The sequence below is a fragment of the Kamptonema sp. PCC 6506 genome (assembly GCF_000180455.1).
In the GTDB taxonomy this organism is placed as follows: Bacteria; Cyanobacteriota; Cyanobacteriia; order Cyanobacteriales; family Microcoleaceae; genus Kamptonema; species Kamptonema formosum.
In genome coordinates, this window is the sequence record NZ_CACA01000055.1 from 19,651 (window position 1) to 32,592 (window position 12,942).

Consider the following 12,942-nt stretch of genomic DNA (forward strand, 5'->3'; position numbering starts at 1 on the left):
CTTAGGGCTTCAATGGTAATAGCCCTTGATTTGTCAATTAGGACGCTGATTTATGAAAATTTTGGATTCTCAAGGACGGCTATTCGGCAAACTGAGCATCCTAGACTTGGGTGCTACTCTGATTATTCTCCTAGTTGTCGTTGGTATATTTTTCTTTCCCGGCACTTCTGGTTCTGTTGCTCAAGTTGGTGTAACTACCAAATCCGTACAGGTAGATGTGATTGCTTTAGGTCTTAAGGGGCGCAATCTTCAAGATTTGCTCAAAACAGGAGATAAAGTCAATCTGATTATCCGCAATCAACCCTACGGTCAGGTTGAGATCAAATCTGTTAATCTCTTGACGAGGACGGTAGTTGTCCCTCAACCAAACGGTACTGTAAAAGCTCTACCAGACCCCAGAGAAGAAGAATCCTTTAGCAGAAATATGATGTTTACCTTGGAAGGAAAGGGCCAAATCACTAAAGATGGCCCTGTTCTTGGCAATATCAAAATCAAAATTGGTAATACAGTAGAGCTTGAAGGCCTCAACTACAACTTTAACGCTAGTGTTATCGATGTGCGAGTAGAGAAATGAATAACTGTTAACTGTTAGCCGTTAACTGTTAACAGTTAACCGTTAACTGTTAACTGTTAACAGCGAAAACAAATATCGGCGGATTAAGCCAATAGCGATCGCGGGAAGTTCTAGCTGTGGTGTCAATCCTACATTTTTCAAAGGTTGAAAGGCTCGGATTGCTTCGGGATTTAGATTAGCCAAACGCCGTCCAATTTCTGGGCCAGTAAATTCTGATTTTTCTCCCCAAATAATTGCTGTCGGTGTCTTCAGTTGGGTGATGTACAATGACAAATCAAAACACAAATCACCTTTGACAAAAGAGAGGGCTGCATATTCTGCATTTGGTTCCAATGCCGATTGTAAATAAGCCTCTACTATTTCATCGTAAATGCGGCGCGGCTCGGCAAATTGACGCTGTTCTAAAAAACTTCTAATCCCGCCGGTGGTGGCAATTCCAGTACTGTAAAGCACTCGATCTAGAATGGGGGTGTTTACTAACTGAGCAAAGAAACTACGTCCGTAATCTTCTCCAAAGTCTGACAAACCTGCTGGTGCAGTCAAAATTAAGGATTTGAACAGGTCGGGGCGTGCGATCGCAGCCCGAATTACAAAAGCTGCTGTTAAAGAAGAAGCAACTACAGCAGTTGGACTGCTACAAGTTTGTTCTATAAATTCAATCAAAGTTGTGATATAATCATCAGGTTTGTAGTTCCTTGCCGGATGTTCAGAGCGTCCCCAGCCAATTAAATCGGGTGCTAAAATCCGATATTCTGCTGCAAAAGCTGGATAGACTTTTGACCACTCGTAGGAACTAGAACCTCCTCCAAATCCATGAAAAAAAACCAGAGTTGGTAAATTCTCTAACGATTGTGTATCTGCGGTTATCCAAGGTGTATCGTCAGCAGTGTAGTACACCATTCTGCCGAGAGATGTGACTATTGAGCGTTGACCAAAACCAAGGGGCTGAAACATAAGTTTTAATTTCTAAGAGGGATTTATTATAGTCATAATTTTTATATCTTTACATCATACTATTTGACTAGGCAATTTTTGAATTTGGGACTGCCGACCAAGCTCAACATAGTGATACGTTATATCTGAAAATATCGAGCTAATGTAAAGACAGCTTTACTTTTGTAAAGATTTTATAAATATTTTTTGTCTCTTTTAATCGGTCTACAGGCTGAAACCACAGACAGCCAGGGAGTTTTGACTCTCTAGGAGTGGGCAAATGGCGATCGCGCTACCCTTGCAAACTCTGTCAGATCGGGGATAATTCGTCAATGAGGGGTAAGACCCCTCATTGCAGGAAATTTGTTAGCCGTCAGTACAGGATGCGCGATCGCGCAGCAGGTTTATTACTCCATCTGGAAAAATCATATCAATTTCTTCCGGCTTGGCGATAGAACGACTCGAAAGGGTGTAGTAGAGAGTAACCAGTACGAGTTTCAAGCCCTAATAGGGATTCTGCCATTACTCGGTCTGGCTGCATACCATCTACGACCAAAGAAATAATTAATTAGGGGAGGTCTACTAACAATGCAACTGCTCAAAACAGGGAATCGCGAAGATTTTATGGTTGACAGGCCAGATGTTCAATCTGACGGCTCCGCAGAGTTTGAGACTCTCATTAGCGAAGCCAAATCGCCCGTGCATTGCGGTATTGGAATTAACGACCCAGAAATTTTGATTGCTACTCCAGAAGGGAGTCTGGGAGGGTCAGAGTTTCGTTTACCCGTTACTCCACCTGCTTGCGTCCGCTTAGCTTTAGAAGACTTGAAATGTTTTGAAGTCGTAGAGTCTCAGTTTGAGCATTGCGGAGTGACTTTTGCCAATGCAGTCGCGATCCAACCGTCAAACCCAGCATTTTCAGTTAGTTCTGGGGTGACAGTATTAATGGGAGCGCCTAAAAGTGGGCTTATAGAGGTGACATTCAAGCATCCAGTTCGCTTTGTTTCGGGACTTGTCACCAGTTCGCGGCGAACTGTTCTATCAGCACGCGATCGCGCTGGGAATGTAATTACTGAGGATGAATTACCCGCACCAAATTTAGCTGGCTTTAATTCTCGCATTCCCCCCAACGCTAAGCTAATAGTAAAAGCCCCGAATATTTACCAAGTGACTTTCTACGCTTTTGACGGTCAGCTAATAGTAGATGATTTTAGCTTTGGGTTTTAGACAGTTAATTGTTAACGGTTGACTGTTAACAGTTAACGGTTAACGATTAACTGTTAACTGTTAACAAAAGAGTTGGGTTTCACTTCATTACACCCAACCTCCAGCTATTACTGTTGCCAAATTTGTCAGAATTGGTAGTATTATATCATAATCTGGTCAACTACTTGCCATCTGTCATTGCGTTGGCTTAGCCTGCACGCAGGGCTTGACGTTGTGAAGCATAAGCCCTTCGGGGAGGCTAAGCCAACGCAAGATTTTCAAATTGCTTCGCTTTGCTCGTAATGACAATAAGAATTATACAAAACTTTTGTAAAGCCGCCGCCTCAGCGCTAAAAGACTGCTGAGACGGTGGCTTCACTACACAAGCCTGCGTAATTCCTCGACAAGTATTTAACCAGACAGGATATTAGTTAGAAGATCGCATCAAAAGGATTGACAGATGATTCAAACTGCCCTGACACCTTTCAAAAACAAGCTCGACAAACCCTTAACTAAGAAGCAAATTACTGTCTTACAAATCAATTTGGGCAAACGCTGCAATTTAGCTTGTACCCATTGTCACGTAGAGGCGGGGCCGAAACGAACTGAAGAACTTTCCCCAGAAACTTGTAATCAACTAATAGATTTAATTCGTAGATTTCCCCAAATTAAAACTGTTGACCTCACTGGTGGCGCACCGGAAATGCTTTATGGTTTCAAACCTTTAGCTGAAGCGGCACGTACTGCTGGTAAACAAGTGATTGTCCGTTCTAATCTGACGATTTACTTTGAACAAGGGTTTGAAGATATCCCGGAATATTGCGCCCAAAACCAGATCCGAATTGTGGCTTCGCTTCCCTGCTACCAATCAGCAAATGTTGATAAAATGCGAGGAAATGGTGTTTTTGATAATTCAATTAAAGCCTTGCAAAAGCTGAACCAGTTAGGCTACGGTAAAAACCCAGATTTAATTTTAGATTTGGTGTATAATCCTCAAGTTCCCAGTACAGATAAATTTTCTCTGACACCAGAACAAAATAAGCTTCAGCGCGATTATAAAACCTATTTAGACGAACATTTTGGTATTTGTTTTAATCACTTGTACACAATTACTAACTTGCCAGTGGGAAGGACTAAATTTCATCTGGAACATAAGAAACTGCACAAGCCTTATCTCCATTTTTTAGAAAACAACTTTAATCCGACTACAGTTGAACATTTAATGTGTCGAGATGAACTTTCAATTGACTACCTTGGCAATGTTTACGACTGCGATTTTAATCAAATGGAAAATCTGCCTGCGAAAACTAGCACGGGGGAAATAATAACAGTTGCAAAATTGCTAGAATCTGGTAGTTTAGACTTAATTCAAGAGGTACAGACTGCGGCTTATTGCTATGGTTGCACGGCAGGTTGTGGTTCTAGCTGTGGTGGTTCTCTTGTTTGAAGATAATGGTAATTGGTAATGGGTAATTGGTAATGGCTAATGGCTAATGGCTAATGGCTAATGGCTAATGGCTAATTGCTAATTGTTAATTGTTAATTGGTAATGGCTAATATCATGTCCGGCAAATTACTTACAATCTGTCAGTCAAGCTAAGCGCAGTTGTTCGCTGTGCGAAGCAATCTGAGGTACGAAGCAAGCCCGAAGCAATCGCCTAGTCTCTGCGATTGCTTCGCTTTGCTCGCAATGACAAGTATTTAACCGGACATGATATAATTCAGGACTTATAAACTTAGGCAAAAATCACGTAATGCCGCCCTATGGGTGGTATATTTACTACCTAGAGGGCGGCGTTATGAATTGCTTTCTTCCTGCGAATTTTAAGCGATAAATTTAAAAAATGGATAATCAACCTGATAAAAATCAGCCTTCCTCAAATAAGCTAAAGTTAATTTTCGGAATACTTTCAATTATTGCTCTAATTGTGGGAGCAAAATTTTTTAACCTTCAAGGAATTCTTAAAGATTCCTTAGAGTTAATTGCTAATCTCGGCCCTTGGGGGCCTGTGGCTTTTATCTTGGTTTATATTCTGGCAACAGTGCTATTTATTCCAGGTTCTTTACTGACTCTCGGCGCTGGTGTATTATTCGGAGTAGTGTGGGGTTCAATCTGGGTTTCTATTGCTTCTACTTTAGGGGCAACTTGTGCTTTTATTGTAGGCAGATATTTAACTCGCGATTGGGTTTCTAAGCAGATAGAAAGCAATGAAAAATTCAAGGCAATTGATGAGGCGGTGGCAGTAGAAGGATGGAAAATTGTAGGCTTAACTAGACTTTCGCCGATTTTCCCCTTTAATTTGCTCAATTATGCTTTTGGGGTAACGCAAGTATCACTTAAGGACTATTTTTTTGCTTCTTGGATTGGTATGATGCCGGGAACGATTATGTATGTTTATATTGGTTCTCTAGCTGGGAATTTAGCGGCATTGGGCACTCAGGGGCGATCGCGTACAATTGGTGAGTGGGTGCTTTATGCTGTGGGTTTGGTAGCCGCGATCGCAGTCACGGTTTATATCACTCGCATTGCTAAAAAAGCTTTAGATGAGAGAATTTCCTAAAGTTTGACCTGCAAAGCCACTAAACACGATCGAGGAGACTACTATGGCTGTTCGCAAGGATACAATTTTTGAGCGTTTCTTGTCGCCGATTATGCGGCTGATGATTGACGAAGAGGCGCTGCGGCGGTTATATGAAAATATCGATTGGCAAAAAGAGAGCGATCGCATCTCTCAGCCAAATCTAGTTTATCCCGAATACTACAGCAGCCAGAACTTTCACGGTATAGAAAGAGGCTACCTCAATCCTAGCGCGGCTGTTTCCTATGACCCCATAACTCAGTATGTCTTACCTCCTAGCGAGGCGATCGTTAGACAGGGATTAATTGATGCTGTTATGGGTGTACCGAGGCGAATTTTAGACTTAGGATGCGGTACGGGTTCGACAACCCTAATGTTGAAACAAGCATTTCCGCAAGCGGAAGTCATCGGGATGGACTTATCGCCTTATATGATTCTAGTAGCAGAAATGAAAGCTCAAAAAGCGGGGTTAAATATTCAATGGCGACACGGAAATGCTGAACAAACGGGATTTCCTAACGCTTCCTTTGACTTGGTAACTGCTTCTTTATTATTTCATGAAACGCCGCCAACAGTATCGCAAAATATTCTCCGAGAAAGTTTTCGCTTGCTGACGGTTGGGGGACAGGTAATAGTTTTGGATGGGAACCAGAAAACTTTGCGACAGACAGAATGGCTGACAGATGTGTTTGAAGAGCCTTATATTAAGTCTTATGCCGCTGGTAATCTGGATGCTTGGATGGGTAGCGCTGGATTTGGTGCTGTCCAAACTGACGATGTGTGGTTGGTAAATCAGGTGACACGGGGTGTAAAACCACTTCCTGGCCAAGATCCGCAGGTACGGGTCAATCAGTGGCAAAATGCGAGCGATCGCGTGCCTGATTTCGACTTAGAAGGGTTTCCAGCGCCAGCCTAAAACACTTTTTCAAAGTATTTAAACTTAGCTTTTTGCTACACTTTGCCCATGACCCTAAAAGCGGTTTTATTTGATTTTAATGGAGTGATTATTAACGATGAGTCGATTCACGAACGGCTGATCGAGCAATTACTAATTCAGGAAAATTTACGGATTAATCGTGGAGAGTTTCGCCAAGTTTGTTTGGGAAGAAGCGATCGCGCTTGCATTGCAGAATTACTCAACCGCAGAGGCAGAACTGTGACTGAAACCTATCTCGATCGGCTGATTGCACGCAAGGCTCAAGCTTACATTAAAGAGGTGGAGCTTTTGGAAAAATTGCCGATATATCCGGGGTTGGAAGAATTTATTTTGAGTCTTCAGGTAGCGCAATTAAAAATCGCTTTGGTGACAGGTTCTCTGCGGTTGGAGGTAGAATTGGTGTTAAATCGATCTGGCTTAGCACAATACTTTGAGGTAATTATTGCTGGTGATGATGTGATGGCAAGTAAACCGCAACCAGACGGTTATCTCTTAGCAGTTGAAAGGCTGAACCAGCTTTATCCAGACCTTAAGTTGGAACCTGGGGAATGTTTGGCGATCGAAGATACTTTTGCTGGGATTGAAGCGGCCCAAAAAGCGGGTATTTCTGTTGTGGGTGTGGCGAATACTTATCCGTTTCATTTCCTCCAACGTGCTGCTAATTGGACTGTAGATTACCTTTCCGATTTAGAATTTGAGAGAGTCCAGCAGGTTTATTCGTAGGAGGTAGGTCAGGAAAATCCAGCATAGTCTAGACATTTTTGCGAAATTGTGGTACGATCGCTAAATATCTGCAAGTATTTAGCAAGCAGTCACGATCGAGGTTTTAGGTTTTTTACTCTTAAATCTAAGCTCGGTAGGGGGAATTAGCTCAGTTGGTAGAGCGCTGCGATCGCACCGCAGAGGCCAGCGGTTCGAGTCCGCTATTCTCCATATCTTGTTGTCAATTAACACATTATTTGTCGCAGATTCCAGGTTGATGAGATACACCGCTTTAAAAAAGCTTAAAATTGTTATATCTTACTTTTCTTACTTAAATGCTAAGGAAGAAATTAGCGACAAAAGATAGTATGTCTAATTATCGTTGCTATAGCATTGCGCCTTTACAATAAATATATAGCAGTTTTCAATCAAAAGAGGTACATTAGCCGCTGTTAGTGGAATACCCTATAAATTTAATCTATCGAAAGAGTGGATTTATTGAATAATTTACGATCGCATAACTTCAGTCTAGGGAAAGATTTGGTCGATCGCTCAAATGAAGTACAAAGAGAGTGTTAAATCTCATCGAATTGTATTCTATGAAACTGAATTATTTTACAAAACCGCTTTCGACTCTAGGACGCTGGATGGCGACAGCTCTGTTTTGCGTGTCAGCGATCGCCTTCATTTGGCAAGGTGCGTTTTTCTCGAACACCGCAGCAATGGCTAATCCTGTTTCCAGCCTAATCGCAACCTCAGATGCGGGCGATCAGGTTAAAGCTAAAACCAGTGAAGATGCTGGACGAGCCAAAAATTTCATCGAAGATACGAAAGATAAGGTGAAGGAAACTGCAAATAGAAATGCCGATAAAGTCGATCGAGCAACGGACAACCGTAGTTTTGTTGAACGCAAAGCAGACAAAGATACAGCGCGAATTGAAGAAAGAGCCGATCGAGATGCGGCTCGGACTAAGAAAGCAGTAGACAACACAAAGAATGCTATTGAACGCACTGTTGATAAGATCAAGGATACTTTTAGTAACTAGAGAATAGATTCTAGCAAAGAAAGTCAGTGTACATTTTTTCCTTCATTGCATCTCCTGGAAGCGGAAGGAAAAAATGGACATTGATTAGCTTTAAAACTTTTTGTTACCTGATAGGGCTCGAACCGCAGAATCCAGCGGTTCGAGCCCACTATTCTCCATCTTTTGTTGTCAAATAACACCTTATTTGTCTTTGTTAACACATTTAGGCTCTGCGAGCATTTTCTTATTCTTAGCTTACTTGCTTTTGTTGTTGTCTTTGCTGCAAAAATTCAGCAAAGTCACGAACTTCGGCAACTAAATCATCGGATAAATTATCTAAAACTGTGGTTAAATGTTCTCGAACTCCCATCGTTTCACGGGCAGGAATTGTTAAAATTAATTGATGAGGATAAACGGTTTCTACGCCTATTGTTTCGATAAATGAGCCAGATTCATCCTGAGTAGCTGGCATAAAATCCCCATTTTCATCATAATGAGATTTAAAGTCTTTTTCACAATGAGATTTAAAGGCTTTAACGATATCAATAGCTAAACGATATGTTTCACAAAAATACTCCGCCTCGAATCCAATAAAATTTGTTTTAAGCTCCGATAATTTTAGCTGATTTCCTGTATCTATTTTAATAATTTCATTAATTCTTTTGTTACACTCATCATTGCCGAACCAGCCACTATGTACGCCAGCGTTACGCCGTGAACTTCTTTCTGCATATAGTAGCCATTTTAATCGTAAGAATGTGTCTCCTGTTTCTAAATATGTTCGTAAATTCTTGATATAGTCTAATGGACTACCACGCATAATGTCATCTCGGATCAGACTATTAATTTCTCCGTCAATTAATTTAATGGCTTTTTCGCCCTCTGCCATGCCTAAAAAAGCCGCTATCTCTGAGGCAGAGCTTAATTTACCTAAATCACTAAACTTTATCTCCTTTATCTTTTTAATCTTTTTGTCACCTAATCGTTCGGGATATGCCTTTAAAACTAATAAAAGTATTTGGGAGAAAAAATCATCTAATACTGTTATGATAGTTATAAAAAGTTGATGGTATATGTAGTTAAAAACTTTTTTGTTTTTTTCGGACATTTTTATATATTCATTGTTAATTTCCCCAAATTCTTTAGGAATTAGATTTGCGGCTGTATTTATATGTCCCTGAAACATGACTTTATCAAAATTATCTGTAATATGGAAGGAAGGCTCTATCAAATCTTTATAATTTATATTTTTGGCTTCTACTTCGGCTTTCTCAATAGCTTCTCGAATAAACTCATAACAATGAGAAATAGCTTCTATATTTTGGAGCTTTTGGTCTGACAAACCCTGGATTTTACTAATTAATTCTTGTCGGCGTGTATCAAGTATTTGTTGTAAATTCTCCATAGTTACTAAGTGTCTCCAAATAAATTAAGCTGCTAAATACTGAGTAAACTTAATTAACTCTTATACATCGGTGTCACTCTCCTGCGTTATAATACCCTATAATGCCACCAATTGCAAGTCTGTCACCGCTTCCCCGTTACGAATTGCGCCGACTTCGGGTGAGTCTTGACAATGTAACCCTCTCCTCACTTCGGATCTAACATACTTACCTGATTTAAAAAATCGGAACTAACTGCAAATATTCCACCATCAACAACCGCAAATAATCTAACATCCTAATATAACCCTTCATCCGCTCATACTTTCCCTGAGTGTCAAAGTAAAAATCAGCAATAACAGGCACATTAAAAAATCGCATTGCTTGCAATTACCCAATTACCTGCAACTCATTTTCAATCCCCCTCTTCCCTTAATTTGACTGGCATAACCTCGCAAATTAACCGTTAATAATTCAACTTCCTATAACAAAGAAAATGCCTCGTCGTTCCCCGGAAACTCAACAGCATTTTTTTGCCATTCCTCTCTAGCACTTCGCTCCGCCAAAGTCAACTGTTCCAATACATAAATAATGTGATTTTTAGTAGTTTCTTGCTGCTTTAAAGTAGTTTCACTCATCATTGACTCCATAAGTAACAATATGAGCGCAATCTTAGCAGGAACTTATTTAGGGCTTACGCACCCAACCAAAGAAACCGGGTTTTTTGACGAAAATACTTCGTTTTCACCACAGATACTCTCAAAAACCCGGTTTCTGGAGCCATGAGCGTAAGCCCTATTATTGTAGAGCTAACATCGACGCGATCGCTTCTCTCCACACCCTCCAAGTCAGTCAATAAAGAGCGATCGCGACAGCCTCCCATCGCGATCGCCCTCTATTGGGCCAGAGGATAAAATCTAAAAGCTAAACTCGATTAAGCCACTGAGGATAAGCCAAAGAATTATCCAAAGTTAACTTTTGACCCGGATAACTCTTACTCACCCAACCAGCTACAATCTGTAAATTTTCCATCAAATAACTGTCATGGCCAAAAGACTCAAAAGCAATAGTCCACCACTCCTCCCCGTTAATACTTAACTGCGTAATTTCGACACTGCAACCTTGGGGGATAGGCGCTTCCACTGGAACCGGAGTCAAACCTTCCTCCGAAACTTGGTATAGACGTTGCGATCGCTTTTTCTTCACCGTCACCCACACCCCAGTTGCCAAAATATCAGCCGCCACAGGTGCCTCTGTCTCTACACAAACCCACTTCAGCCACTTTTCCGCCTTTCCCTCCCAACGGTTGCCAAACTGCACTGGCCCTAACTCAGCTTGCCGCCATTTTACCTCTAAGCCTTTCTGCCTCAACTTTATGCCCAGATAATCGCAGCTAGGTATCAGTAAATATGAGTCTTCCCGTTCTTCATGAGGCCATAAATAGCCGCCCAGACTATCCTGCCAAAACCACTGGGCGATCGCTTTTGGCAGCGTGCCACTATAAAACCATCGCAGTTCCACACTGGCCCGCATAAATCTTTCCTCCCTTGCAACATTTTTTCCAGCCCTGACTGGATTTGGTACTGACCTTTAACTTGCCATCCTCTATATAGTCCCTTGTTCCTTGTCCAGAGTCCACTGTCCCCAGTTAGATTCATCGCCCTAAATCCAAGGAAATGTTGAGATTGAAAAAATTTTATATTTTACTTTACATTTATTAATGGCTCTGTTACATTTGTTAACAGGAGAGAAAAAACCATTCAGGAGTACAAACATGACTAGCAAAGGAGCGATCGTTGACGATCAAGGCAAACTCAACAATTTTGCCATTGAACCCACTATTTACGTCGAAGAAGAGCCGCGTACAGGCTTTACAACCTACGCAGAACGGTTAAACGGTCGCCTTGCCATGATTGGTTTTGTCTCGCTACTAGGTTTAGAAGTGCTAGCTAGGCACGGATTTCTGGGATAACAAACTAGCGTGTATTGGGATTTCGAGATAGAACTGCAAAGCTATGGACGAGGGAAGCGCTCCATAGCTAAATTGTTTTTAGGTCAATATCCCTCCTCCCATCCTTGAAGGCGATCGGTTTCCGTTTTGGGTGTCTTTATGAGAAAATCAAAATCATCACATTATGCACCCCGACCAGGTAATCAAGAATAATGCTCAAACGAATCGCGGCAATACTTCTGGTAATTTTTAGCTTTACCTTAACCAGTTGTGTATCAACCGTTAGCGGGCTCAAAAGCTACATTGACACAGCCGACGGCTACCAATTTCTCTATCCTAATGGCTGGACGGCACTAAATGTTTCCAATGGCCCAGATGTAGTATTTCGCGATTTAATTGAGCAAACAGAGAACGTCAGCGTCGTTATCAGTGAAGTTCCCAGTGGTAAAACTCTTGCGGATTTAGGTACTCCCAGCGAAGTAGGATATCGGTTAAGCAAAAGCGCGATCGCACCTCCCAATTCCGGCCGCGAAGCAGAATTAGTTAATGCCGAAGCCCGTGAATCTAGAACGAAAAGTTATTACATTTTAGAGTATGCCGTCAAACTTCCCAACCAACTGCGGCACAACCTAGCTAGCGTAGCAGTCAGTCGCGGTAAACTTTTCACTATCAACATATCTTCTACTGAAGATAGATGGCCAAAAGCCAAACAATTATTTGAGAAAGTCATTCAATCTTTCTCTGTCTATTAAGCTTTTAAGGGTAATTGTTAACTGTTAATAGTTAACAGTTAACAGCTATAAGTCTCGATCGCACAAAATGGATATTCCCACTTTTGTACTAGCCTCAGCTTCCCCCGCGCGCCGCCGCCTATTAGAAAGTGTTGGCATTAATCCTATTATTTATCCCAGCGACTTTGACGAGTCCCAAATTCAACTAAACGATGCGGCTGAATTAGTCGAGATATTATCACAACGAAAAGCTGAAACAGTCGCTAAATCTCTGATTGCGAATCCCAATTCACTCCCGACTGGGAAAAAGGGAGAATTTGAACAAGGTAAATCGATCGTAGTTTTGGGATGCGATTCCCTTCTGGTTGTTGGCGACGAGATTCATGGAAAGCCAGCAGATGCAAAAGATGCGATCGCGCGGTGGCAAAAAATGCGCGGTGAAGTTGGCCAACTCTACACTGGCCATACCTTAATTGACATAACACAGGATAGAATCAGAGTCAAGTGTCAAGTTACCCAAGTTTATTTTGCTGAAGTTAGCGATCGCCAAATTGCAGCTTATGTCGCCACAGGAGAACCGCTACAATGTGCTGGCTGTTTTGCCATTGAAGGTAGAGGGGGATTATTTATCGAGAAAATCGAAGGTTGTCACACCAATGTCATCGGTTTAAGCTTGCCACTACTGCGAGTAATGTTAGCAGAATTGGGATATGACGTTACAGATTTTTGGCAATCTAATTAGGAAATTTAGAGGTAATTGGTAATTGGTAATTGGTAATTGGTAATTGGTAATCGCTAATCGCTAATCGCTAATTCACAACTTACCCATAGACAATTTAATTCAGTCATTGCGAGCCAAGCGAAGCAATCTCAACCACTTACTATACTTTTACAATCCGTAAATCCTCTAATTGCCAAATTG

Annotated in this window: 17 protein-coding genes and 1 tRNA gene; 12 read left to right on the plus strand and 6 right to left on the minus strand. The window is 41.4% G+C overall.

What is annotated here, in order from left to right; genetic code table 11:
• Positions 1–52 precede the first annotated feature (52 nt).
• Positions 53–574, plus strand: a complete 522-nt coding sequence (locus OSCI_RS02790) for a DUF4330 domain-containing protein (RefSeq protein WP_007353335.1) — start codon at positions 53–55, stop codon at positions 572–574.
• Between the two features lie 42 nt (positions 575–616).
• Here the strand turns inward: OSCI_RS02790 and OSCI_RS02795 are convergent, their stop codons facing one another.
• Positions 617–1,528 carry an alpha/beta fold hydrolase gene (locus tag OSCI_RS02795; protein WP_007353336.1) on the minus strand — a complete coding sequence of 304 codons (912 nt, stop codon included), beginning with the start codon at positions 1,526–1,528 and terminating at the stop codon, positions 617–619.
• Between the two features lie 345 nt (positions 1,529–1,873).
• Positions 1,874–2,008, minus strand: coding sequence for a hypothetical protein (locus OSCI_RS31840; RefSeq protein ID WP_267879560.1), 135 nt, complete (start codon positions 2,006–2,008; stop codon positions 1,874–1,876).
• A gap of 87 nt (positions 2,009–2,095) precedes the next feature.
• Between OSCI_RS31840 and OSCI_RS02800 the strand changes: the two genes are divergently transcribed.
• From OSCI_RS02800 to OSCI_RS02830, 7 genes are all read left to right on the plus strand, one after another.
• Positions 2,096–2,734, plus strand: coding sequence for a hypothetical protein (locus OSCI_RS02800; RefSeq protein ID WP_007353339.1), 639 nt, complete (start codon positions 2,096–2,098; stop codon positions 2,732–2,734).
• Between the two features lie 439 nt (positions 2,735–3,173).
• Positions 3,174–4,160, plus strand: a complete 987-nt coding sequence (gene arsS / locus OSCI_RS02805) for an arsenosugar biosynthesis radical SAM (seleno)protein ArsS (RefSeq protein WP_007353341.1) — start codon at positions 3,174–3,176, stop codon at positions 4,158–4,160.
• A 397-nt stretch (positions 4,161–4,557) separates the two neighbouring features.
• A complete protein-coding gene (locus OSCI_RS02810) occupies positions 4,558–5,274 on the plus strand; it encodes a TVP38/TMEM64 family protein (protein WP_007353342.1) in 717 nt (238 codons plus the stop codon).
• 43 nt (positions 5,275–5,317) lie between these two features.
• Positions 5,318–6,208 carry a class I SAM-dependent methyltransferase gene (locus tag OSCI_RS02815; RefSeq protein WP_007353343.1) on the plus strand — a complete coding sequence of 297 codons (891 nt, stop codon included), beginning with the start codon at positions 5,318–5,320 and terminating at the stop codon, positions 6,206–6,208.
• A 48-nt stretch (positions 6,209–6,256) separates the two neighbouring features.
• Positions 6,257–6,952 carry an HAD family hydrolase gene (locus OSCI_RS02820; protein WP_007353344.1) on the plus strand — a complete coding sequence of 232 codons (696 nt, stop codon included), beginning with the start codon at positions 6,257–6,259 and terminating at the stop codon, positions 6,950–6,952.
• 137 nt (positions 6,953–7,089) lie between these two features.
• Positions 7,090–7,162, plus strand: a tRNA-Ala gene (locus tag OSCI_RS02825).
• 368 nt (positions 7,163–7,530) lie between these two features.
• Positions 7,531–7,977 (plus strand): hypothetical protein, encoded by a 447-nt coding sequence (locus OSCI_RS02830; protein ID WP_007353346.1) that lies wholly within the window; start codon positions 7,531–7,533, stop codon positions 7,975–7,977.
• Positions 7,978–8,206: 229 nt separating this feature from the next.
• Here the strand turns inward: OSCI_RS02830 and OSCI_RS02835 are convergent, their stop codons facing one another.
• The 3 genes from OSCI_RS02835 to OSCI_RS29535 form a co-directional block, all read right to left on the minus strand.
• Positions 8,207–9,361, minus strand: a complete 1,155-nt coding sequence (locus OSCI_RS02835; protein ID WP_007353347.1) for a DUF2281 domain-containing protein — start codon at positions 9,359–9,361, stop codon at positions 8,207–8,209.
• Between the two features lie 214 nt (positions 9,362–9,575).
• Positions 9,576–9,719, minus strand: coding sequence for a hypothetical protein (locus OSCI_RS30535; RefSeq protein ID WP_007353348.1), 144 nt, complete (start codon positions 9,717–9,719; stop codon positions 9,576–9,578).
• A 101-nt stretch (positions 9,720–9,820) separates the two neighbouring features.
• Positions 9,821–9,979, minus strand: a complete 159-nt coding sequence (locus OSCI_RS29535; RefSeq protein ID WP_155523430.1) for a hypothetical protein — start codon at positions 9,977–9,979, stop codon at positions 9,821–9,823.
• 141 nt (positions 9,980–10,120) lie between these two features.
• On the opposite strand from OSCI_RS29535, the gene OSCI_RS31845 reads away from it, so the two are divergent.
• Entirely contained in the window at positions 10,121–10,252 is a 132-nt protein-coding gene (locus OSCI_RS31845; RefSeq protein ID WP_267879561.1) for a hypothetical protein, read from the plus strand.
• Between the two features lie 10 nt (positions 10,253–10,262).
• On the opposite strand, the gene OSCI_RS02840 is transcribed toward OSCI_RS31845, so the two are convergent.
• Entirely contained in the window at positions 10,263–10,871 is a 609-nt protein-coding gene (locus tag OSCI_RS02840) for a hypothetical protein (protein ID WP_007353350.1), read from the minus strand.
• A gap of 241 nt (positions 10,872–11,112) precedes the next feature.
• Between OSCI_RS02840 and OSCI_RS02845 the strand changes: the two genes are divergently transcribed.
• The 3 genes from OSCI_RS02845 to OSCI_RS02855 all read left to right on the plus strand — a co-directional run bounded on the left by OSCI_RS02845 (position 11,113) and on the right by OSCI_RS02855 (position 12,762).
• Positions 11,113–11,310 (plus strand): high light inducible protein, encoded by a 198-nt coding sequence (locus tag OSCI_RS02845; RefSeq protein WP_007353351.1) that lies wholly within the window; start codon positions 11,113–11,115, stop codon positions 11,308–11,310.
• Between the two features lie 191 nt (positions 11,311–11,501).
• Positions 11,502–12,041, plus strand: coding sequence for a photosystem II reaction center PsbP (gene psbP / locus OSCI_RS02850; RefSeq protein WP_007353352.1), 540 nt, complete (start codon positions 11,502–11,504; stop codon positions 12,039–12,041).
• Positions 12,042–12,108: 67 nt separating this feature from the next.
• The gene (locus OSCI_RS02855) at positions 12,109–12,762 is read left to right on the plus strand and encodes a Maf family protein (protein WP_007353353.1); all 654 of its coding nucleotides are present in this window, start codon (positions 12,109–12,111) and stop codon (positions 12,760–12,762) included.
• Positions 12,763–12,942 lie beyond the last annotated feature (180 nt).

Excerpts from the sequence above, each read along its gene's own strand:
- psbP (WP_007353352.1), top strand. The coding sequence starts at position 11,502 with ATGCTCAAACGAATCGCGGCAATACTTCTGGTAATTTTTAGCTTTACC.
- OSCI_RS30535 (WP_007353348.1), bottom strand. The coding sequence starts at position 9,719 with ATGCGATTTTTTAATGTGCCTGTTATTGCTGATTTTTACTTTGACACT.
- OSCI_RS29535 (WP_155523430.1), bottom strand. The coding sequence starts at position 9,979 with ATGATGAGTGAAACTACTTTAAAGCAGCAAGAAACTACTAAAAATCAC.
- OSCI_RS02795 (WP_007353336.1), bottom strand. The coding sequence starts at position 1,528 with ATGTTTCAGCCCCTTGGTTTTGGTCAACGCTCAATAGTCACATCTCTC.
- OSCI_RS02835 (WP_007353347.1), bottom strand. The coding sequence starts at position 9,361 with ATGGAGAATTTACAACAAATACTTGATACACGCCGACAAGAATTAATT.
- OSCI_RS02820 (WP_007353344.1), top strand. The coding sequence starts at position 6,257 with ATGACCCTAAAAGCGGTTTTATTTGATTTTAATGGAGTGATTATTAAC.
- OSCI_RS02790 (WP_007353335.1), top strand. The coding sequence starts at position 53 with ATGAAAATTTTGGATTCTCAAGGACGGCTATTCGGCAAACTGAGCATC.
- OSCI_RS02800 (WP_007353339.1), top strand. The coding sequence starts at position 2,096 with ATGCAACTGCTCAAAACAGGGAATCGCGAAGATTTTATGGTTGACAGG.
- OSCI_RS02830 (WP_007353346.1), top strand. The coding sequence starts at position 7,531 with ATGAAACTGAATTATTTTACAAAACCGCTTTCGACTCTAGGACGCTGG.
- OSCI_RS02815 (WP_007353343.1), top strand. The coding sequence starts at position 5,318 with ATGGCTGTTCGCAAGGATACAATTTTTGAGCGTTTCTTGTCGCCGATT.
- OSCI_RS02810 (WP_007353342.1), top strand. The coding sequence starts at position 4,558 with ATGGATAATCAACCTGATAAAAATCAGCCTTCCTCAAATAAGCTAAAG.
- OSCI_RS31845 (WP_267879561.1), top strand. The coding sequence starts at position 10,121 with ATGAGCGTAAGCCCTATTATTGTAGAGCTAACATCGACGCGATCGCTT.
- arsS (WP_007353341.1), top strand. The coding sequence starts at position 3,174 with ATGATTCAAACTGCCCTGACACCTTTCAAAAACAAGCTCGACAAACCC.
- OSCI_RS02845 (WP_007353351.1), top strand. The coding sequence starts at position 11,113 with ATGACTAGCAAAGGAGCGATCGTTGACGATCAAGGCAAACTCAACAAT.
- OSCI_RS02855 (WP_007353353.1), top strand. The coding sequence starts at position 12,109 with ATGGATATTCCCACTTTTGTACTAGCCTCAGCTTCCCCCGCGCGCCGC.
- OSCI_RS02840 (WP_007353350.1), bottom strand. The coding sequence starts at position 10,871 with ATGCGGGCCAGTGTGGAACTGCGATGGTTTTATAGTGGCACGCTGCCA.